Here is a 19,979-nt window from a genome sequence, read left to right on the forward strand (position 1 = left end):
GAAAAACCGCCGTTGCGGAAAACGGCGGTCAAAGATAAGTACTGATTAAAGACGTTTGGCGCTGACTACATCATTCATCTGATTGATCTTCGCCAGCATGCGGTTCAGTGTTTCAATATTATATATTTCCATATCAATATCGATGTCTGCCGTTTGCTGTTTAACGTTGGAACGGCTGCGCATTCCCAGTACATTGATTTTTTCATTGGCAATGATGGTGGTGATATCACGCAACAGTCCTGAACGATCATTAGCCGTGATCCGCACCGTCAGCGCATAACCACCGGAATAATTCTCACCCCATACCGCATCAATAATCCGTTCCGGATTCCGGCGGCTCAGCTCTTTGAACTGTTCACAATCCTCACGATGGATCGATATACCGCGTCCCTGGGTAATAAAACCGGTAATGCTGTCACCCGGGATCGGCTGGCAGCAACGGGCAACATGCGTCATCAGGTTACCAACTCCCTGAACGACAATATGCCCTTTCCCCGGTTTTACATTTTTCATCCGGTGCTGGGTTTTATTTTCCAGTTGCTCTAACAACCGGCGATCCTCTTCCTCTGCTGTCGGCTTATTCAGCTTCTGCTCCAGGAAGTTCATCAGCTGATTGATCCGCACTTCTCCGGAACCTATTCCGGACAGCAGATCATCAAATTCCATCAGACTGAGACGGGTATAGAACTCTTTTACCGTTGATGCCAACTCATCACGGGAAAGTGTAAAGCCATGACGATCTAGCTCTTTTTCCAGTAACTCTTTACCAGCCAGAATGTTCTTATCACGATCGAGTTTCCGGAACCACGCAGCTACCTTGGCCCGGCCACGGCTGGTGCGCAAGAACGCCAGGTTAGGATTCATCCAGTCACGGCTGGGGTTCGGCTCTTTCTGGGTGATAATTTCGATCTGATCACCGGTTTGCAGCTGATAAGTGAACGGGACGATACGGCCATCTATTTTGGCACCGATACAACGGTGGCCGATCATACTGTGCACCTGGTAGGCAAAATCGAGTGGTGTCGCACCGGCAGGCAAATCCACCACATCACCTTTCGGGGTAAAGACATAAACACGATCTTCAAATACCTGGGTACGCAGTTCATCCACCAGCGAGCCGGATTCGACCATATCTTCCTGCCAGGCAAGCAGTTTGCGCAGCCAGGCAATGCGTTCTTCATAGGCGGCATTTTTACCCGCCTGCATTCCCTCTTTATATTTCCAGTGCGCTGCCACCCCCAGTTCCGATTCCTGATGCATCTGCTCGGTACGGATCTGGATTTCAACGGTTTTGCCTTCCGGCCCTAATACCACGGTATGGATAGACTGATAACCATTGGGTTTCGGGTTAGCGACATAGTCATCAAATTCCCGCGGAATATGATGCCAGAGGGTATGGATGATACCGAGTGCGGCGTAGCAATCCTGCAGGCGTTTGGTTACGACACGCACAGCCCGGACATCATACAGATCAGAAAAATTGAGGTTTTTCTTCTGCATCTTGCGCCAGATACTGTAGATGTGCTTCGGACGGCCATAAACTTCGGCATCAATCCCCGCTTCCTGCAGTGCGGTTTTGGTATCCGTAACAAAACGCTGGATATAATGTTCACGATCCAGCCGCTTTTCATCCAGCAATTTGGCTATTTGCTTATAGGTATCCGGATGCAGATAGCGGAATGAGAGATCTTCCAGCTCCCATTTGAGCTGTCCGATCCCCAGACGGTTGGCCAGCGGTGCATAGATGTTGGAAATTTCCTTGGCCACCAGCACCCGGGTTTCTTCGTTCGCATTTTTTACTTCCCGCAGGCAGGCAATGCGTTCGGCAAGTTTAATAACGACCGCACGCACATCTTCGACCATCGCCAGCAGCATGCGGCGAACATTGTCTACCTGAGCATCGGAAACACTGGCACTACTCAATTGTTGCAGAAAGCGGATCGCATCAATATCAATCACACCTTGCAGCAACTGGCTGATCACCGCGCCAAAATCGGCAGTTACCTGCTCGACGGTCATATATGCAGGTTCAATCAGCGGGAATAACGCCGCTGCTTTGAGCGTATCCATATCCATATGCAGCGTCAGTAATATACCGATCATTTCGGCGCTGCGTTTGGAGAGGCGTTGCTGTTCGTTTTGGTCCTGAATGCGGTTATGACAATATTCGAATACCGAGAACAATGCGGCTTTGTCTGCTGCAGGCAGATCCAGCGTAGTCATCCACTCGTTTAAGTCAAAACCAGTTTTCAGGTGAGTATCACGAACCGCAACCATGGGACGCTCGTCCTTATTTATTTTCGTTCAAACAAAAAGAGAGATTCGACATGCCCGGTATGCGGGAACATGTCCAGTAATCCCCACTGTTTCAATGTATAGCCCGGTTGTAACAGTGCACAATCACGCGCTGCGGTGACCGGGTTGCAAGAAACATACACGATCCGGCGGGCACCGCTTTTGGCCAGCCATGGCATGACCGCTTCAGCACCTGTCCGCCCCGGATCCAACAGCACCAGATCATAGCATTGTTGCTGCCAGCCTGCGTTGGCATATTCCGCCATTTTTGTCAGATCTGCGCGATGAAATCCGGTATTAACCAGCTGATTCTGTTCTGCATTATGAGTGGCTCTTTGTACCATTTCATCCACACCTTCGATTCCGGTGACAGATGCTGCCTCACGGGCTAACGGCAGGGTGAAATTACCGATACCACAGAATAGATCCAGCACATTATCTGTCGCGGTCGGAGCCAGCCATTCGCGCACATAGTTGACCAGACGTTGGTTGACCTGCGGATTGACCTGCAAGAAGTCACCCGGCTGGAAATAAAGCCGCAAGCCATCCAGCTGATAGAAGCTCGGTTTAACGTCAGCCAGCGGTTCCGGGTAGCCGGTTGTCTGCAGATACAGAGCACAATCATGCTGTAACGCAAACGCCAGCAGCAGCTCTTTATCTTTTACTGGCGGACGACCGTTGTGACGCAGCAACATCGCTAGCCCGCTTTCGGTTTCATACAGTTCAATATGACCGACATCACGAGCCGAACTGAGCTCATTGATCAGTGTGCGCAATGGCACGATGAGCGCCGATAACGCAGCAGTCAGCACCGGGCAGCTGTTAATTTCCACCAGCGCCTGACTTTGCTTTTGACGGAAACCAACCAGCACGCAACGTTTGTTTTTATCGTATTTCACCGCCAGACGGCAGACACGTCGATAGGCTTGCGGGGCGCTGCTTTCGATCCACAGCGGTGCAGGCAGGTCGATTTTGGCCAGTTGCCGGAATAAACGCTGCACACCTTGCTGTTTTGCCTGGCATTGCATTGCTTGCGGCATCATTTGTGCGTTACAACCACCGCATTGCTTGAATGCCGGACAAAAAGGTTCGCAGCGATCGGCAGAAGGCTCAATCACCTGCCGTAACCGGGCATGAGCATACTGCTTTTTCTGCTCGGTGATCTGCACACTGACTTTTTCGCCAGGCAGGACTCCTTCGACAAAACAGGCTTTACCCTGATAGCGACCCACACCGGTCAGGTGGTGATCCAAGTTATCGATAGTTATCTCTACCGCCTGGGTAGGTAATGCTTTAGGTTTGGGTTGGAAAAACTGAACCATATCTCTTGGTGGCTTATCGTTAGGTAGGTATGATGCTGAAAGAGAAGCACCGGAATACTTTATTGTCCCACAAGTACGGGTCAACCAAAACAGACTATGACGAAATATGGCCTGCGCGCCCGCGTTCTTGCATTCACTATTATACCAACGCTGCTGATCGGTACGCTTTTAGCTGGCTATTTTATTTTTCATCGCCACCAGCAGATCGAAAATTTCATGATCGAGCAAGGCACCAGCGTGATAGAACCGCTGGCAATTGCCAGTGAATATGGCCTGACCCGCTCCAGCCGGGAAGATCTGCGCCGGTTGATCAGCACCAGTCATCGTCGTAACTCACCCCTGATTAAATCCATCGCGATCTTTACCAAAGACAACAATCTGTTTGTCACCTCGAACTTTCACCGTGATTTTATGCAGATGCGTTTGCCGGAAGGCAGAAGTATTCCGGAGCTGACCAGCGTTGAACATCTGGATGACTATATTATCCTGCGGACACCTATTCTGGCAGAAAACAGCCTGAGTGAAACGTCGCTGCAAACCAGCAGTACGCCGGAAGTGATTGGTTACATGGCCATCCAGCTCAATATTGATCGCTCGGTGATTGCGCAGTACCGGGATACCGCGACGGCCATTTTCATCGTGCTGCTCGGTTTGATCATGAGCCTGTTTTTTGGTCTGAATCTGGTGCATGTGGTCATCGAGCCCATAAACCGTATGGTACGCGCGGTTTATCATATTCGTGAAGGCCGGCTGGATACCCGTGTGCGCGGCAAGATGGATGGTGAACTGGACATGCTGAAAAATGGTATCAACGCGATGGCGAAAGCGATCAGCGAATACCATAACGAAATGCAGCAGAGTATCGATCAGGCCACCTCCGATCTGCGGGAAACGTTAGAGCAGATCGAGATCCAGAACGTCGAACTGGATATGGCGAAAAAGCGTGCCCAGGAAGCGGCCCGTATCAAATCCGAATTCCTGGCCAACATGTCGCACGAACTGCGAACTCCGCTCAATGGCGTCATTGGCTTTACCCGTCAGCTGTTTAAGACTCAGCTCAGCCTGCATCAGCGTGACTATTTAAGCACCATCGAGCATTCAGCCAAGAATCTGCTCAGCATCATCAATGACATCCTCGACTTCTCGAAACTGGAAGCCGGCAAGCTGACGCTGGAAAACATTCCGTTCAACATCCGTGAAATGATTAATGATACGGTCACGCTGCTGGCGCCGTCGGCACATGACAAAAAGCTGGAGTTATCGCTGCTGGTCAGCCAGCCGATACCGGATCTGGTTGCCGGGGATCCATTACGTCTGCAGCAAATCATCACCAATATCGTCGGTAATGCCATCAAGTTCACCGAACAGGGAATGGTGAACATCCATGTCAGTACCACCCCTTCCATCGACCAGCAAAAAGTACTGCTGCGGTTCCGGATCCGTGATACCGGGATTGGTATGGATGATGAGCAGCTGATGCGTCTGTTCCAGCCGTTCATTCAGGGCGACAGTTCCATTTCACGCCGTTATGGCGGTACCGGGCTGGGTCTGGTGATCAGCCAGAAACTGATTGAGCAGATGGATGGTTCCATGCAGGTGCATTCTGAACCGAACCAGGGTTCTGAATTTACGATCACGATGCCGTTAGAACTGGTTTCAGAGGAAGGGAATATCCCTGCGGAACAGTTACTGCTGGCCGGGAAAAATGTGCTGTTGTGGGAAAATGCAATCTGGAGCCGGGAGTCCTGTTTAAGTCTGCTTAATGAATGGAAAATGCAGACGGTTCTGGAAAATGATGAACAAACTTATGCCGGTGCGTCGTTCTACGCCATGATCATCGGCTTTGCACCCGAAACCCCGACGGAGCAAATCCAGCATACGGTTGATCTTTGTCTGCAACGTTATCAGCTCGATAAATTAATCGTATTAATTAACTCCAGCGATCCGACTCTGCATGAAAAACTGATGCAGAATAATAAGATATATTCGCTCAGTAAGCCGGTGATCCACAGCAAGTTGCTCCAGGCCCTGCTACAACCATTGCCACCGATACAGATACTGGCAGAACCTGCAGAACAGCATAAAGAGAAATTACCGTTACGGATCCTGGCTGTTGATGATAATCCGGCTAACCTGAAACTGATTGTCGCTTTGCTAAACGACTTAGTCGATGAGGTCCACTCCTGTCAGGACGGGCATCTGGCTGTCTCTCTGGCGGAAAAGACGCGTTTTGATATTATTTTTATGGATGTACAGATGCCGATCATGGACGGTATTCAGGCCTGCCAGATCATCCATCAGAATACCTGTAACAAACTGACACCGATTATCGCCGTCACCGCACACGCCTCTCCCGGCGAGCGCGAACGTCTGATGTCCAGTGGTATGGATGAGTATCTGTCAAAACCAATCGATGAAATTCAGCTAAAACGACTGCTGCTGCAGTTCAGTGATCTCAAATCCACTGCTGCCAGACTAACATTTATTGACTGGAACCTGGCGCTGGAAAAAGTAAAAGGGAATGAAGCACTGGCCCGAGATATGCTGCAGATGCTGGTCGCCAGCTTTGATGAGATCACGCCGATGATCGAGGCTTCCGCCGCAGGGACAGAATGTGCTGACTTACTCGATACGATCCATAAATTACGTGGCGGGGCAGCCTATTGCGGCGTACCACAATTGCAATCCAGTTGTGCCGGACTGGAACAGGGACTACGTTCCGGCCTCAGTTGCAGTGCATTTGAACCGGAATTACTGGAGTTGCTGGATATTATGGCTGCCGTAAAAGAAGAGTCGGCCAAATGGTTAGAGCAGGCAGGTTAAATACCTGCCTGTCATGTCATGCGGTAGTTCAGGAGCGCTGATTTTCTACCGGTTTGGCATAAGTTGCTTTCGCAATATCACGCCACTTCGGATCCATTGCAGCCATTCGCTGTTCAAACTGAGCGCGTTGTTCCGCAGTGATGTCGGCAGATGCTTCACCAGCAGCCAGCACATTGGATGCAAACAGACGATATTGGCTATGAATAGCACGATCTATAACTTGCGCTAGTTCTTCCGGCGTTTCAAAGCCATCGGTCAGCGGTTTGCCAACACTGACATGCACCCGTCCCTTATAGCCAATGATACCAGCCACAATACTCTCGATATCCTCAAATTCACTTTTCTGGTAAGAACCAGTCGTTGAGGTCTCGTACAGCTCGCGCGCCTTGGCTTCATCACCCGGATCGTATTCATAAGAGATCGCGACCGGCACAATGTTCAGCTGTTGCATATATTCCACAAAGCCCAGCTTTTTCTGCTTACCAGCCATGTGGAACATTTTCAGAATGGCAGGATCGGTGCAGTCATTACCGTCTTTCGCCCGTCCTTCTTTCTGTGCGATCCAGATGTTGTGACCTTCCTGCAGTGAATCCGCAATATAAGAGGAAAGTTCACTGAAGGTTTTCGCCATCTCACGCGGGCCTTTCGCCGAACGTTTTACGATGAAACTTTTGTTCAGACGCATCAGTTCAGTGGCACAGGGTTTACGCAATAAATTATCGCCAATCGCAATACGCGCCGTATCCAGACCACACTGATACAGACCCCAGTTCACGAAAGCAGGGTCCATCGCAATATCACGGTGGTTAGAGATAAACAGATATCCCTTACCTGACTGCAGATTTTCCAGACCAGAATAAGTCACGCCATCGGTGGTCTTCGCAATCATCTGCTCCATAAAATGGGCAACCTGTTGCTGTACATCATCGACGGTACGGACATTCGCGACACGCTTATGCAGCGCACGCCGGATCAAGGGTTTTAATACCCAGCCAAAATAGTTGACCGCATGTGGAAAACGAAAACGCGCCACAGCACTGATCAATTCTTCATCACTGATCAGTCGCTCGATCGCGGCCGGAACTTCATTATCATTGTACGGACGGATCTCTTTATAACGATCCAATTCATCAAGCGATGTTGTCATGCCAATATCTTTCTATGCAGCGAGTAAAAACGGCGCAATTCTACACGGATTTGACATAAACACTATTAATTGGCGGGAAATAAGCCCGATCCAGATTTATGGCAACGCCCATTTCACTCAAACCAGATCAACGCAACACAAAGTGCCGTTAATCCGCCCATGATGCGATTCCAATATTCCCAAGCTCTGGGTGTTTTTAACCATTGACCGACTTTCACGCCAAATAAAGTCCACATCGAGCTGGTTTTTAAACAAATCAGACAAAACACCACCAGTACCCAAATCACCGATGACCAATACTGCTCACCTAACAGGGTAAAACTACCAATTGCTGACAGACTCATCAGCCAGGCTTTCGGATTCATAAACTGAAACAACACCGCCTGATGAAAACGCCACGGCTTGATGGTCTGTGTTTTGACGGCCGTATCCAGCTTTGGCATACCGGCTTGCGCGATTTGCCAGGCCAGATAAAGCAGATAGCCCGAGCCGCCGATCTTCAGCATCCACTGCAACAACGGCCATTGCTGGAATACGGCACCCACGCCCAGCGCCATCAGAGTCAGCATACAAACCAGACCGCCACTGATCCCGGCAATGTGCTGAATGGATTGCCAGAAGCCAAAACGGGCACCGGAGCTGGTCAGCATGACGTTGTTCGGACCAGGAGTAACACAGGTGATCCAGGCAAAAGCAATCAGTGACAATAACAGGCTTTGTTCCATTGGTTTACTCCTTGCAATAATTGTATCGATACAATTAATCAAAAACAGTGGAATTGAACTACATCAATCGTTGAATTCACGTTATATTGAAGCCATTCAAAGGATCAACAGGTTTATTGTCACCATGACAATTTGGAATCCGCAGCTTTCCGGTCAGGGACCGCTCTATCGTCAACTGGCGCAGGCTATCGGTCAGGCGGTGGAACAGGGTGAATTACAACCCGGGCAACGCTTACCGACGCATCGCGCCCTAGCCGATCGACTGGGTGTCACGGTTGGCACCATCACTCGCGCATACAGTGAAGCGGAACATCAGGGCTGGGTAACCGCAAGAGTCGGTGCCGGCACTTATGTGCGCGAAGAAACGGGAGAGCCGGCATTAAACTGGCACATCCGTCAGCCGGATCCCTCCCGGATCGAATTGTGGCAAAACCTGCCGATCCTGCAGGATCGGGAAAATGCCTTCCGGGATGCCATGGAGCAATTGCTGGCAACACCCGGCCGCATCAATGCGTTGATGGAATACAGTTCGGTGAATGGCGAGTTGTCGCAGCGGGAAACGGTCTGTCACTGGCTGAGTCAATACGGATTCAGCACAGCTCAACCTGAGCGGTTGTTCTTCAGTTTTGGTGCTCAGAATGGTTTATTACTGAGTCTGATGGCCTGCGGTGCCGTCGGAGAAACCATATTATGTGAAGGACTGACTTATCCGGGGCTCAGCACATTATCGCATTCGTTACGCATTCAGCTGAAAGGGCTGACGATGGATGAGGAAGGTCTTTTGCCACAGGCACTGGAAAAGGCATGTCAGACCGGCAACTACCGGACGTTATATCTCACGCCGACAATTCAGAATCCGACGACTGCGACCATGAGCCTCTCCCGGCGCGAGGAGATCCTGGCACTGTGCGAGCGTTATCAGCTGACGGTCATTGAAGACGATGTCCATGGCCTATTACCGGAAATTCGGCCGCCAGCACTGGTGGAGCTAGCGCCGGAACGCGTCATTCATCTGGGCAGTTTTGCTAAAAACACCAGTGCCGGATTGCGTCTGGGCTACATGCTGGTACCGGCACATTTACATGCGGCCATGTCGATTGCTGTACGTGGTTCCAGCTGGATGATCACGCCACTGATGATTGAGCTGACCTGCCAATGGCTGTTATCCGGACAAGCAGACCGTATGTTACTGCAACAACGGAAAACATTACGGGAACGCGGAGCACTGCTGCGTCATCATTTAGGCCATTATCAGGTACAGTATCAGGAAGGTGGTATGCATGCCTGGTTACCCCTCCCGGCTCACTGGCGTAGTCAGGCCTTTGTGCAGGCAACAAACCAGCATGGTGTCGGTGTCGCGGGGGCCGAGCTGTTTGCTGCCGCGCACTATCCTTCCCCGCAGGCAGTGCGTATTTCCATCAGTCATCCGGCCGATAATATTTCGCTGGATAAAGCATTACGGGTATTGAGACAATTACTGGATAGTGAACCAACTCCCCAATGGGTGATATGAGGTCATGCAATGATAATACCCTGGCAACAACTCCCTGCCGCCACCCTGGATAGCCTGATTGAATCCTTCGTATTACGTGAAGGCACCGATTATGGCGAACAAACATTCTCGCTGGCTGAAAAAGTAGAGCAGGTCCGTCAGCAACTGGAACACGGTGATGTAGTCATCTTATACAGTGAACTGCATGAATCAGTGACGATTGCGCCAAAAGAGGCCATCCAGGTGATCGGGGATGTAACAGAAATTTAAAATATCCCACTCCGGCTGTAACAAGCGGCTTATTTGCATAAGCATCTCTTGTCATTACTTTTTCTGCACCTTATGCTAAGTCGTTATTGCGAGCTTACGTTTAAACTTCGTTCGTTACCGGAAAGGGACGGGCTCGTCACTAAATTTGTGTCATTTTCGCCACAGATCCTGTTTTGATGTTTCGATTGACTCAAAATAGTAAGAAATAAAAAAAGCATGTATCACTCTTCGCAGTGATGCAATGCACAGGCGCTCAAGAGGACAGATAATGGTAATCGGCAAACCGCAAAGCGATCCAACACAGGAATGGTTTCTATCTCACTGCCATATTCATAAATATCCGGCAAAAAGCACACTGATCCATGCCGGTGAAAAAGCAGAAACTTTGTACTACATCATCAAAGGTTCTGTTGCAGTGCTGATCAAAGATGAAGAAGGCAAGGAAATGATTCTGTCTTACCTGAATCAGGGAGACTTTATCGGCGAACTGGGTCTGTTCGATGAAAGCGAAAACCCAACTCGTTCAGCCTGGATCCGCGCTAAAACCTCTTGTGAAGTGGCTGAAATTTCTTACAAGAAATTCCGTCAGTTAATCCAGGTTAACCCTGAAATTCTGATGCGTTTGTCTTCCCAGATGGCGCGTCGCCTGCAGAGCACCAGCCAGAAAGTCGGCAACCTAGCCTTCCTGGATGTAACGGGTCGTATCGCGCAGACATTGCTGAATCTGGCAAAACAGCCTGATGCGATGACTCATCCGGACGGCATGCAGATAAAGATCACCCGTCAGGAAATCGGTCAGATCGTGGGTTGTTCCCGTGAAACTGTGGGCCGTATTCTGAAAATGCTGGAAGATCAGGAACTGATCACCGCACACGGTAAAACAATTGTCGTGTTCGGCACTCGTTAATCCCGGTTAAAGCATACGATCACCATCTCCTTCGGAGGTGGTTTTTGAATGACAGTAAAAAGGCTGCAAACGCAGCCTTTTTTGTCTCTGCCTGAAAGACAGCTTACGCTTTTACCACCTGAGCGACGGCCAGGGTAAAACGACGCATACCTTCGGCGAACTCTTCTGCCGTCAAATTCAGTGCCGGAGCAAAACGCACCACATTTGGGCCAGCCACCAGCACCAGTACGCCCTGCTCAATTCCCGCATCCACAAACGCTTTGGCTTTACCGGCAAAGGCCTCGGTTAATACAGCACCAAGCAGTAAACCCTGACCACGGACTTCACTGAAACAATGATATTCAGCGTTGATCTTTTCCAGTTCAGCACGGAACCAGCCTTCGCGCTCTTTCACACCAGCCAGCATCGCTGGATCATTGATCAGATCAAACGCGGTTTCAGCCACTGCACAGGCCAGCGGGTTCCCACCGAAAGTCGTGCCATGCACACCCGGCTGGAATACCTGAGCAACCGCTTCACGTGTCAGCATCGCCGCAATCGGGAATCCGCCACCCAAAGCTTTGGCAGTCGTCAGAATATCCGGCTCCACACCCATCTGCATATAAGCAAACAGGCTACCGGTACGCCCCATGCCAGTCTGTACTTCGTCAAAAATCAGCAGTGCATTATGTTGATCACACAGCTCGCGAACTGCTTTGGCAAATTCTTTATCGGCTGGTAACACCCCGCCTTCACCCTGCAATGGCTCCATCACCACCGCACAGGTACTGTCAGAAATCAGCTCTTTCAGTGCTGCAATATCATTATAAGGAATATGCTGGATCGCTCCCGGACGCGGGCCAAAGCCATCAGAGTAATGTGACTGACCACCCACGCTCACAGTGAAGAAAGTACGGCCATGGAAACCCTGCAGGAAGGCAATGATCTGGTTTTTCTGCTCGCCGAATTTTTCTTTGGCATAACGACGCGCCAGTTTGAATGCCGCTTCGTTAGCTTCTGCGCCGGAGTTACAGAAAAACGCACGATCAGCAAATGTCGCATCAACCATTTTACGTGCCAGACGCAATGTCGGTTCGTTGGTCATCCAGTTACTGACATGCCACAGACGCTGCCCTTGTTCAGTCAGGGTTTTAACTAAAGCCGGATGACAGTGACCCAGCGCATTGACCGCGATACCACCCGCGAGATCGATATATTCGCGATCCTGTTGGTCCCATAAACGGGAAGCCAGACCACGCACCGGAATGAAAGCTGCGGGAGCATAAGTTGGGACAATGACTTCATCAAACCAACTACGCGTCACCTGCATCTGTTCTGTCATACAAACTCCTTAGCACTGTAAAACCAGGAAAATGAAAATTTAATCAATTAGAGTGCATAATATATCACCACAAATGGTGACACCCAATAACGAAACACTATTGCTGCAGGAAATTTGCTAATAATTCGAGTCCCTGCTCACTCAGTATACTTTCGGGATGAAACTGAACGCCTTCCACAGGAAGGCTGCGATGACGTAATCCCATTATCTCTCTGGCAACCCCCGCTTCCGGCAGGGTCCAGGCTGATACCTCAAACTCCGCCGGTAATGACGATTCTTCAACCAGCAAGGAGTGATAACGCGTCACCGTCAACGGATTGTTTAATCCGCGAAAGACACCTTTGCCATCGTGACCAATGAGACTGGTTTTGCCATGCATCACCTGGCGCGCCCGGATCACCGTGCCGCCAAATGCCTGAGCAATGGCCTGATGCCCGAGACAAACGCCGAGGATCGGTATTTTTCCGGCAAACATACGGATCGCATCCAGCGAGATCCCTGCCTCATTGGGTGTACACGGACCGGGCGAAATAACCAGATGCGAGGGGCGTAGTGCTGAGATGTCCGGGATAGTCACGGCATCATTGCGACGCACATCCACCTGCGCACCCAGCTGTCCGAAATACTGCACCAGGTTATAGGTAAAAGAGTCATAGTTATCGATCAGCAGGATCATAATTACTCCGCACTCAGCCGCAGCAACGCTTATATTTTTTACCACTCCCGCACGGGCACGGATCGTTAGGTTTGGTTTTCACCGCACGGGTATAAGGCAAAAATTCCCCGGTGGTATACACCCATTCACCGTCATAACGCACAAACTGCGAACGCTCAATATGCGGATGCAATCCCGTCTGGTCGCGATACCAGGCACAGAAGGTGACTTCACCTTGCTCTCCGTGCACTTTCGTCTCACGGATCTCCAGCTTTTCCCATTTAGCTAACCGGCTTTCTTCCGCCAGTTCCGCTTCACTCACCGCAGGCCGGTTATCAGGATGCCAGGTTTTCAGTACATATCCCCACGCATCCGCCCGGGAAAATGCGGTAAAACGCGAACGCATTAACTGTTCCGGCGTCTCTGCCGTTTTCTCTCTGTTCAGTAGCGGCTGACAACACTGAGAAAAGAGCTTTTTACTACCGCAAGGGCACAATTCTGTGCTGGATGACATAGTGTTTCCTGAGAAGCCAACAAAGCACTGATTTTAACACAGCCCTCTTTACAGCTCAGTTCCATACAGCCGGATTTTTACCGCCGACAAATCTAAAACAGTGAAAATAAACTACGCTTGGATAATGGGATACCGTGTCCGGAGCATCATCATGCCGTCTTGTCAGACATTGCAGGTTCGGGGCAGAACATTTGTTGCAGGTGATTTACATGGCTGCCTGTCACCGTTGCAATCCATACTGCAACAGGTTCACTTTTCTGCCGATCAGGGCGATGTATGCATTCTGCTGGGTGACCTGACCGATCGCGGGCCAGATAGCCCCGGTTGCCTGAAGTTACTGGATCAACCCGGGATCTTCGCTATCCAGGGAAACCACGAACAGATGTGCTGTTCTGCCTGGAGAGAGGAACCGCTGTCGGAATATTGCTGGATCAGAAATGGAGGAAACTGGTTCTATGAGCTTCCGCCGGAAGAACAGCAAAGAACCAAAGAGCACTGGCTTCCCAGACTGGAACAATTGCCGCTCGTCATTGATCTCTTTACTGCAGATAACCTGCACATCGGCATCTGTCACGCAGATCCGGTGTTCAATGACTGGCAGGAATTACGGACCGCATTAAATGAATACAAGCAGAAAAAACGGGAAGACCTGATTGAAAAACTGATCTGGTCACGAGAACGGATCTCGCTGGCCAATAAAACAGATCTGCTCTCCGATGCTTATCGGATCAAAGGCGTCGACTGGTGCATCATGGGACACACGCCAATTCGTCCTACACCATTCAGAAAAGGAAACTGTATCTGGCTGGACAGCGGCGCTGTTTTTCCCGGTGGCTATCTGAGTGTGCTGGAAATCGGCAAAGAACTGCATTGTTATCAGGCCAGCAAGTAACTGCTGGCCCGACAAATTTAATTAACCTGAGGTATCGCTTCAGGTTCCTGCCGCTCCTGCAGCAACAACCAGCCACCGACCGCCACACCAACGCAGCACAGCGCCATAACATAATAGCAAGGTGCCATGGGTTCATTCTTCAGCCAGAACGCCACCAGCATCGGCGTCATACCACCGAAAATGGCATAAGACAGATTATAAGAAAATGAAAGGCCGGAAAAACGGATCGCTGGCGGAAACGCATTCACCATGACATAGGGCACGGCGCCGACGATCCCCACAAAGAAACCAACCAGCGGATAAAGGACAAACAACAAAGACGGATCCGCTACGACACCGTGATAAAAAGTATACGCAGACAGCGCGAGTCCAATACTGCCAACGATAAAAATCAGACCACTGCTGAAACGATCGTTTAACCAGCCAAAGAAAATACAACCGATCGTTAATGCTACAATCGCCAGTGAGTTCGCCTGCAACGCAGCGGTTGGCGCAATGGCCAGTTGTTTCTGCAGATAGGTTGGCGTCATCAGGATCACCACCACGATCGCGGCAGACAGCACCCAGGTCAGCAACATCGATACCGCCACTTCGGCTTTACTATTACCCAGCACCTGTTTCAGCGGTAAACCTTCCACCAGCTGTTTTTTGGCTTTCATCTCGGTAAATATCGGGGTCTCCTCCAGCCAACGACGCAGCATCATGGCAAACAACCCAAACACACCACCTAACAGGAACGGAATACGCCAGCCCCAGGCGATGATCTCTTCTTGTGTCAGTATGGTGTTCAGCGCAGTCGCAACCAGTGAACCCAGCAGAATACCGGCTGTGAGGCCGGCGGTCAGTGTGCCACAGGCATAACCGACACGACGGGCAGGCACATGCTCAGAAACAAAGACCCACGCCCCCGGAACTTCACCACCAATCGCTGCCCCCTGCAAAATACGCAGGATCAGCAAACCAACCGGTGCAATCACACCCACTGAGGCATAAGTCGGTAACAACCCCATTAACAAGGTCGGAAAAGCCATCAGCAAAATGCTTAGGTTAAACATTTTCTTGCGGCCGAACAGATCGCCGAAGTGCGCCATCACAATGCCACCCAGCGGCCGGGCCAGATAGCCGGCAGCAAAAATGCCGTAAGTCTGAAACTGACGCAGCCACTCCGGAATATCAGTCGGGAAAAAATGCTGGCCAACGACCGTAGCCAGAAAAACAAAGATAATGAAATCATAAAACTCTAACGCACCGCCCAGTGCAGCCAGAGATAATGTTTTGTAATCATTACGATTAAGCGGGCGATGAGCTCCCCCGGTTGATATTGATGATATATCTTGTGACATGGCTTCCTCGCAGCAGAAATATGCAAATTCCCTCTTATACCGGCCACAAATTCGCAATAAAACCCAAAAACAGACATTTTTAATGCGCAGCAGCCTGATTTATTGATTAAACACCGATGACTGAGTGATGACAATCACATTTCTTCGCTAATTTCCGTATTCAACCAATACCAGCCAGCGTTTTTCTGTCACACAGGCCAATTCTGTATGGTTCATGCTTTGCTTTCCACGATGGCATCCTTATACTGCTAATAACGTCAATACGTTGGACTCATCACCATGGAATACAATACCTCCCAGCTTTGTGATATTTACCAGGATCAAGTCGATGTTGTGGAACCTATGTTCAGCACCTTCGGCGGGCGCTCCTCTTTCGGTGGACTGGTAACCACAATTAAATGTTTTGAGGCAAATGGCATTATTCGCCAGATTGTCAAAGAAAGTGGCGTTGGCAGAGTACTGTTGATTGATGGTGGTGGCTCTTTACGACGCGCCCTGATCGATGCAGATATTGCAGCTATTGCTGCAGATAATGGTTGGGAAGGCATCATCTGTTACGGTTCAGTGCGGGAAGTCGATGCACTGGCTGATCTGGAGATCGGAATTCAGGCGCTAGCGTCCATTCCGGTCGGTGCAGATGAAGATGATACCGGAGACAGCGAATTGCCGGTTAACTTCGGCGGTGTCACTTTCCTGCCGGAAGACCATATCTATGCGGATACTACCGGTGTCATTTTATCGCCGGAACCATTGGATATCGAATAACCGATACCATGAAAAACGCCGGAATTTTCCGGCGTTTTTGTTATTAACCTTCGCTGTTCATCTGATCCATTTTGCCCAGCAAAGAACGCAGACGTTCCTGCCATGCCTGATGTTCATTCCGTAAATGCTGGTTTTCTTCTTTCAGTTGCTGATTTTGTGCCCGCAGCTCATCGAGTTCCATTTTCAACAAAGTGATGCCATCCACCGCAGATTGGACTCTCGCTTCAAGCTGTTCTAATACTTCAAAAGACATAACACACCTATACACAATTCTGCCAGCGGCAGAGGAATTCATTTGGAAGGCTAGGATAGTCTGCTAATGCCGGCGACACAACTAACCAGCGCAAAAAGCCGCACCATAAAAGTTACAAATAACACCAGATATACAACGCATATAATGCTGTCAGCCAGAGCCATTGTTTGACTGCATACCCAAGATTCCAAATCAGCATATTCCAGGCTTTTACCCGGTAACAGGCGATCAGCGCCAGATTGGCACCGGATAAAGGTGTGGCCCCGGTTGAAAGTCCCCAGGCAAACAAAAATGTCATTCCCAGTAAAGAGGGATCAGGATGTAAGTGCCACAACAATGGCGCCAGACTGGATATCATAATAATAGGGTGAACGCCCAGATAAGCCACCAGCAGGATCACCAGCGTCACAACAGCCGCTTCCAGAACACCGTAATGCTCAATGCGGGCAAATAACGCCTCCGGAGACCAGATCTGTGTTAAGCCGTGGATCCCGGCAGCCAGCAGCCCTGCCCCCAAAAACAACACCACCTGACTGCCCATTGCAGGAAAACGTTCTGTAACCTGTCGTTTTAATGCGGTTGTCATCTGCTTTTTAGGCATTAACAGCACAGATATCAGCGGTGCCATTAAGGCAATAATGCCGGTGATAGTTAATGCCGGCCACCACCACTTTCCCAATATCACCGCCAGTGATAATAAAACCGGTAACCGTAGCGTCTGTATACTCAGTGGATAGCCTTCAAAATCGGCGATACCACGCCGCCACACATCCCATGTTGTGATCAGCATAGCGCCCAGTGCTGCCAGCAAGCCAAACGGCAAAATCCGTGAAAACTGCATCCCTGGGGCATAAATTAATGCTACGGCCATAGCAATGAAGAAGGGTGACCAGAATGCAGCTGCACAATAGACCCGGTTAAGAATAATTACCTGTCGCCGCTCCAGTGTGCCGTTAACTGCCAACCGATCACCAACGACAAACAACACCGACATATTGATCACGGCCCCCAGAAAACTCACTCCTAACAAGGAACTGAATAAGCCCTTCCAGCCACGCCAGTTAGACTGCGCATTTTCTGCCAGCGCACTCGTAGCCAGATTTAATGTACTGACCCCGGTGAATAACGCCACCATATCAAGATTAGGAAGGAATAATTGCCGGGCAGAAAAATGAACACCGTTCAGCCAGCAAAACAAAAGCAGCAGGAATGCCACCCCGTATAAAATGGTGCATTGCCGGCGGGCAGCGTGATCCAGACGCGGCCCCAGCAATAAGGCCGCACTCCATGCCAGAGCAGTCGCAGGCCACGGAGACATTCCCATGAACAGATAGCTCAGATAACAGGCCCACATACCGAGCAGTAACACCCCGGCCACTGGCTTTAACATGGATCCTCCGTTGAAGAAAACGGGGCTGTTGCCCCGTTCAGATATCCTGTTCCATACTCAGTGATGGTTTTAATGTAGATGGTCGTCCGACTTCTTTTGCCGGTACGCCCGCAACTGTCGTGTGTGGCGGTACCGGAGCCAGTACCACACTCCCCGCACCAATCTTGGCGCCCTCACCGACTTCAATATTACCCAGCACTTTGGCACCAGCACCAATCATCACCCCTTCACGGATCTTAGGATGACGGTCGCCGTGTTCTTTACCTGTACCACCCAGCGTCACATTTTGCAGAATAGAAACATCATTCCCCACAACGGCGGTTTCCCCGATGACAATGCCCGTCGCATGATCGAGCATGATACCGAAGCCTATCTGCGCGGCCGGATGAATATCCACACCGTAAACAACAGAAATCTGATGCTGCAGAAATAACGCCAGCGACTGTCTTCCCTGCAGCCATAACCAATGCGATACACGATAAGCCTGTAAAGCCTGAAACCCCTTCAGATAAAGCAGAGGCGTAGAAAGGAAGTTCACAGCCGGATCACGTTCCGTGACCGCACAAATATCACAGGCAACTGCATTCAGAATTTCTGGATCGGTACGGAGCGCTTGTTCAATGACTTCGCGCAGCACTATCGGTGGCATGGTCACGCTGCCTAGTTTATTGGCCAGCTGAAAACTGAGTGCAGCCCCCAGACTATCGTGATTAATAATCGTGGAATGGAAAAAGCTGGCCAGCATCGGTTCTTCGGCTGCCATTTGCACGGCTTCATCCCGGATAGTCTGCCAAGCTTTGTCTTTTTTAACGCATTTTTTGCAGGCCATATCACTCCCTAACTGCAGTATTTCATGGCTGATGGTGCACATTCTCTTTGGGCAGCGCAGAAACAGGATCCATATGAATAAGAATGTCTGAAATTGGAAACTGCGCCTTCAAACGCATTTCAGCGATATCCGCTAACTCATGCGCCTTCACCAGTGGAAGTTCATCATCCAGCTCCAGATGTAACTGAATAAAACGCATTGGTCCGGAAAGGCGGGTTTTCAAATCATGGATCCCGCGAACCCCGTCCACTGCGCAACAAATGTCCGTAATTTGCTGACATTCATCTTCCGGCAGCTGACGATCCAACAATGTCTGTATCGCTTCGTAGCCAATTTGCAGCGCACTCCACAGAATATACCCGCCCAGCAGAATAGCAAAGATCGCATCGGCATTAGGAAACCCCTGTGACGATAAAACCAGAGCCAGTAATACCGCCGCATTCAGCAGCAAATCCGACCGGTAATGTAATGAATCCGCTTTTACCGCCTGGCTTCCCGTCAGACGAATAACATAGCTTTGGAACGTGACCAGAACCAGAGTCAATCCCAATGAAGCGATACTGATCCAGATCCCGACAGCAACATGCTGTAACGGCTTAGGATCCAGCAGCGCATCCACACCATGCATCAACAATACAACGGCTGAACCTGTGATAAATGCAGCCTGAGCCAGACTGGCCAGCGATTCCGCTTTGCCATGACCAAACTGATGATTATCGTCCGCAGGAATTAATGCATAGCGCACAGCCATCAGGCTGATCAGTGAAGCACTAATATCCATCATTGAGTCAGTCAGTGACGCCAGTAAACTTGATGAGCCTGTCATCAGCCAGGCGGTAAGTTTACCGATAATCAATAAACCCGCGGTTGCAGAAGAAGCGATCCCCGCGAAAGTCACCCAACGATAATAATGACTATGTTCTGTCGCCATTCTGAAACAACCAATATAACTATAAGGGATTAAAGTATAACTGACATGGCAAATGCCAAAAAGAAAAAAGGGTCAGCTTCAGCTAACCCTTTGAATAGTTTGGTC

Annotated in this window: 18 protein-coding genes; 6 read left to right on the top strand and 12 right to left on the bottom strand. The window is 50.0% G+C overall.

Features of this window, described 5'->3' with window-relative positions:
- Positions 1 to 45 precede the first annotated feature (45 nt).
- On the bottom strand, positions 46 to 2,277 hold the full coding sequence (gene relA / locus TOLA_RS14030; protein WP_015879787.1) for a GTP diphosphokinase: 2,232 nt from the start codon (positions 2,275 to 2,277) through the stop codon (positions 46 to 48).
- A 17-nt stretch (positions 2,278 to 2,294) separates the two neighbouring features.
- On the bottom strand, positions 2,295 to 3,617 hold the full coding sequence (rlmD, locus tag TOLA_RS14035) for a 23S rRNA (uracil(1939)-C(5))-methyltransferase RlmD (RefSeq protein WP_015879788.1): 1,323 nt from the start codon (positions 3,615 to 3,617) through the stop codon (positions 2,295 to 2,297).
- Positions 3,618 to 3,713: 96 nt separating this feature from the next.
- Here rlmD and barA point away from each other — a divergent pair, with 96 nt between their 5' ends.
- Positions 3,714 to 6,440 carry a two-component sensor histidine kinase BarA gene (barA, locus tag TOLA_RS14040; RefSeq protein ID WP_015879789.1) on the top strand — a complete coding sequence of 909 codons (2,727 nt, stop codon included), beginning with the start codon at positions 3,714 to 3,716 and terminating at the stop codon, positions 6,438 to 6,440.
- Between the two features lie 28 nt (positions 6,441 to 6,468).
- On the opposite strand, the gene TOLA_RS14045 is transcribed toward barA, so the two are convergent.
- Positions 6,469 to 7,587 carry a 1-acyl-sn-glycerol-3-phosphate acyltransferase gene (locus TOLA_RS14045; RefSeq protein ID WP_015879790.1) on the bottom strand — a complete coding sequence of 373 codons (1,119 nt, stop codon included), beginning with the start codon at positions 7,585 to 7,587 and terminating at the stop codon, positions 6,469 to 6,471.
- 113 nt (positions 7,588 to 7,700) lie between these two features.
- Positions 7,701 to 8,312, bottom strand: coding sequence for a LysE family translocator (locus TOLA_RS14050; protein ID WP_015879791.1), 612 nt, complete (start codon positions 8,310 to 8,312; stop codon positions 7,701 to 7,703).
- A gap of 124 nt (positions 8,313 to 8,436) precedes the next feature.
- On the opposite strand from TOLA_RS14050, the gene TOLA_RS14055 reads away from it, so the two are divergent.
- From TOLA_RS14055 to crp, 3 genes are all read left to right on the top strand, one after another.
- A complete protein-coding gene (locus tag TOLA_RS14055) occupies positions 8,437 to 9,825 on the top strand; it encodes an aminotransferase-like domain-containing protein (RefSeq protein ID WP_015879792.1) in 1,389 nt (462 codons plus the stop codon).
- Positions 9,826 to 9,834: 9 nt separating this feature from the next.
- The gene (locus tag TOLA_RS14060) at positions 9,835 to 10,074 is read left to right on the top strand and encodes a YheU family protein (RefSeq protein WP_015879793.1); all 240 of its coding nucleotides are present in this window, start codon (positions 9,835 to 9,837) and stop codon (positions 10,072 to 10,074) included.
- A gap of 268 nt (positions 10,075 to 10,342) precedes the next feature.
- Positions 10,343 to 10,981, top strand: coding sequence for a cAMP-activated global transcriptional regulator CRP (gene crp, locus TOLA_RS14065; RefSeq protein WP_015879794.1), 639 nt, complete (start codon positions 10,343 to 10,345; stop codon positions 10,979 to 10,981).
- Between the two features lie 103 nt (positions 10,982 to 11,084).
- On the opposite strand, the gene TOLA_RS14070 is transcribed toward crp, so the two are convergent.
- From TOLA_RS14070 to TOLA_RS14080, 3 genes are all read right to left on the bottom strand, one after another.
- Positions 11,085 to 12,302, bottom strand: coding sequence for an aspartate aminotransferase family protein (locus TOLA_RS14070; protein WP_015879795.1), 1,218 nt, complete (start codon positions 12,300 to 12,302; stop codon positions 11,085 to 11,087).
- 97 nt (positions 12,303 to 12,399) lie between these two features.
- Positions 12,400 to 12,978, bottom strand: coding sequence for an anthranilate synthase component II (locus TOLA_RS14075; RefSeq protein WP_015879796.1), 579 nt, complete (start codon positions 12,976 to 12,978; stop codon positions 12,400 to 12,402).
- Positions 12,979 to 12,991: 13 nt separating this feature from the next.
- Positions 12,992 to 13,471: a YchJ family protein gene (locus TOLA_RS14080; RefSeq protein WP_015879797.1), complete on the bottom strand. Its 480-nt coding sequence runs from the start codon at positions 13,469 to 13,471 to the stop codon at positions 12,992 to 12,994.
- A 151-nt stretch (positions 13,472 to 13,622) separates the two neighbouring features.
- On the opposite strand from TOLA_RS14080, the gene TOLA_RS14085 reads away from it, so the two are divergent.
- Entirely contained in the window at positions 13,623 to 14,363 is a 741-nt protein-coding gene (locus tag TOLA_RS14085) for a metallophosphoesterase (protein WP_015879798.1), read from the top strand.
- Between the two features lie 17 nt (positions 14,364 to 14,380).
- Here the strand turns inward: TOLA_RS14085 and TOLA_RS14090 are convergent, their stop codons facing one another.
- Positions 14,381 to 15,706 carry an MFS transporter gene (locus TOLA_RS14090; protein ID WP_015879799.1) on the bottom strand — a complete coding sequence of 442 codons (1,326 nt, stop codon included), beginning with the start codon at positions 15,704 to 15,706 and terminating at the stop codon, positions 14,381 to 14,383.
- Positions 15,707 to 15,985: 279 nt separating this feature from the next.
- Between TOLA_RS14090 and rraA the strand changes: the two genes are divergently transcribed.
- Positions 15,986 to 16,471 (top strand): ribonuclease E activity regulator RraA, encoded by a 486-nt coding sequence (gene rraA, locus TOLA_RS14095; RefSeq protein ID WP_015879800.1) that lies wholly within the window; start codon positions 15,986 to 15,988, stop codon positions 16,469 to 16,471.
- Positions 16,472 to 16,514: 43 nt separating this feature from the next.
- Here the strand turns inward: rraA and TOLA_RS14100 are convergent, their stop codons facing one another.
- The 4 genes from TOLA_RS14100 to fieF form a co-directional block, all read right to left on the bottom strand.
- The gene (locus TOLA_RS14100; protein ID WP_015879801.1) at positions 16,515 to 16,724 is read right to left on the bottom strand and encodes a cell division protein ZapB; all 210 of its coding nucleotides are present in this window, start codon (positions 16,722 to 16,724) and stop codon (positions 16,515 to 16,517) included.
- A gap of 112 nt (positions 16,725 to 16,836) precedes the next feature.
- The gene (locus TOLA_RS14105; protein ID WP_015879802.1) at positions 16,837 to 18,114 is read right to left on the bottom strand and encodes a hypothetical protein; all 1,278 of its coding nucleotides are present in this window, start codon (positions 18,112 to 18,114) and stop codon (positions 16,837 to 16,839) included.
- Positions 18,115 to 18,151: 37 nt separating this feature from the next.
- Positions 18,152 to 18,943 (bottom strand): serine O-acetyltransferase, encoded by a 792-nt coding sequence (gene cysE, locus TOLA_RS14110; RefSeq protein WP_015879803.1) that lies wholly within the window; start codon positions 18,941 to 18,943, stop codon positions 18,152 to 18,154.
- A gap of 22 nt (positions 18,944 to 18,965) precedes the next feature.
- Entirely contained in the window at positions 18,966 to 19,874 is a 909-nt protein-coding gene (gene fieF, locus TOLA_RS14115; RefSeq protein ID WP_015879804.1) for a cation efflux pump FieF, read from the bottom strand.
- Between the last annotated feature and the right edge of the window lie 105 nt (positions 19,875 to 19,979).

Source organism: Tolumonas auensis DSM 9187 (assembly GCF_000023065.1).
GTDB lineage: Bacteria > Pseudomonadota > Gammaproteobacteria > Enterobacterales > Aeromonadaceae > Tolumonas > Tolumonas auensis.

Bases quoted from the DNA above. Each gene is read 5' to 3' on its own strand.
- barA (WP_015879789.1), top strand. From the start codon at position 3,714: ATGACGAAATATGGCCTGCGCGCCCGCGTTCTTGCATTCACTATTATA.
- TOLA_RS14085 (WP_015879798.1), top strand. From the start codon at position 13,623: ATGCCGTCTTGTCAGACATTGCAGGTTCGGGGCAGAACATTTGTTGCA.
- fieF (WP_015879804.1), bottom strand. From the start codon at position 19,874: ATGGCGACAGAACATAGTCATTATTATCGTTGGGTGACTTTCGCGGGG.
- TOLA_RS14090 (WP_015879799.1), bottom strand. From the start codon at position 15,706: ATGTCACAAGATATATCATCAATATCAACCGGGGGAGCTCATCGCCCG.
- TOLA_RS14050 (WP_015879791.1), bottom strand. From the start codon at position 8,312: ATGGAACAAAGCCTGTTATTGTCACTGATTGCTTTTGCCTGGATCACC.
- TOLA_RS14060 (WP_015879793.1), top strand. From the start codon at position 9,835: ATGATAATACCCTGGCAACAACTCCCTGCCGCCACCCTGGATAGCCTG.
- relA (WP_015879787.1), bottom strand. From the start codon at position 2,277: ATGGTTGCGGTTCGTGATACTCACCTGAAAACTGGTTTTGACTTAAAC.
- cysE (WP_015879803.1), bottom strand. From the start codon at position 18,943: ATGGCCTGCAAAAAATGCGTTAAAAAAGACAAAGCTTGGCAGACTATC.
- TOLA_RS14105 (WP_015879802.1), bottom strand. From the start codon at position 18,114: ATGTTAAAGCCAGTGGCCGGGGTGTTACTGCTCGGTATGTGGGCCTGT.
- TOLA_RS14070 (WP_015879795.1), bottom strand. From the start codon at position 12,302: ATGACAGAACAGATGCAGGTGACGCGTAGTTGGTTTGATGAAGTCATT.
- rraA (WP_015879800.1), top strand. From the start codon at position 15,986: ATGGAATACAATACCTCCCAGCTTTGTGATATTTACCAGGATCAAGTC.
- TOLA_RS14045 (WP_015879790.1), bottom strand. From the start codon at position 7,587: ATGACAACATCGCTTGATGAATTGGATCGTTATAAAGAGATCCGTCCG.
- TOLA_RS14100 (WP_015879801.1), bottom strand. From the start codon at position 16,724: ATGTCTTTTGAAGTATTAGAACAGCTTGAAGCGAGAGTCCAATCTGCG.
- TOLA_RS14055 (WP_015879792.1), top strand. From the start codon at position 8,437: ATGACAATTTGGAATCCGCAGCTTTCCGGTCAGGGACCGCTCTATCGT.
- TOLA_RS14080 (WP_015879797.1), bottom strand. From the start codon at position 13,471: ATGTCATCCAGCACAGAATTGTGCCCTTGCGGTAGTAAAAAGCTCTTT.
- crp (WP_015879794.1), top strand. From the start codon at position 10,343: ATGGTAATCGGCAAACCGCAAAGCGATCCAACACAGGAATGGTTTCTA.
- TOLA_RS14075 (WP_015879796.1), bottom strand. From the start codon at position 12,978: ATGATCCTGCTGATCGATAACTATGACTCTTTTACCTATAACCTGGTG.
- rlmD (WP_015879788.1), bottom strand. From the start codon at position 3,617: ATGGTTCAGTTTTTCCAACCCAAACCTAAAGCATTACCTACCCAGGCG.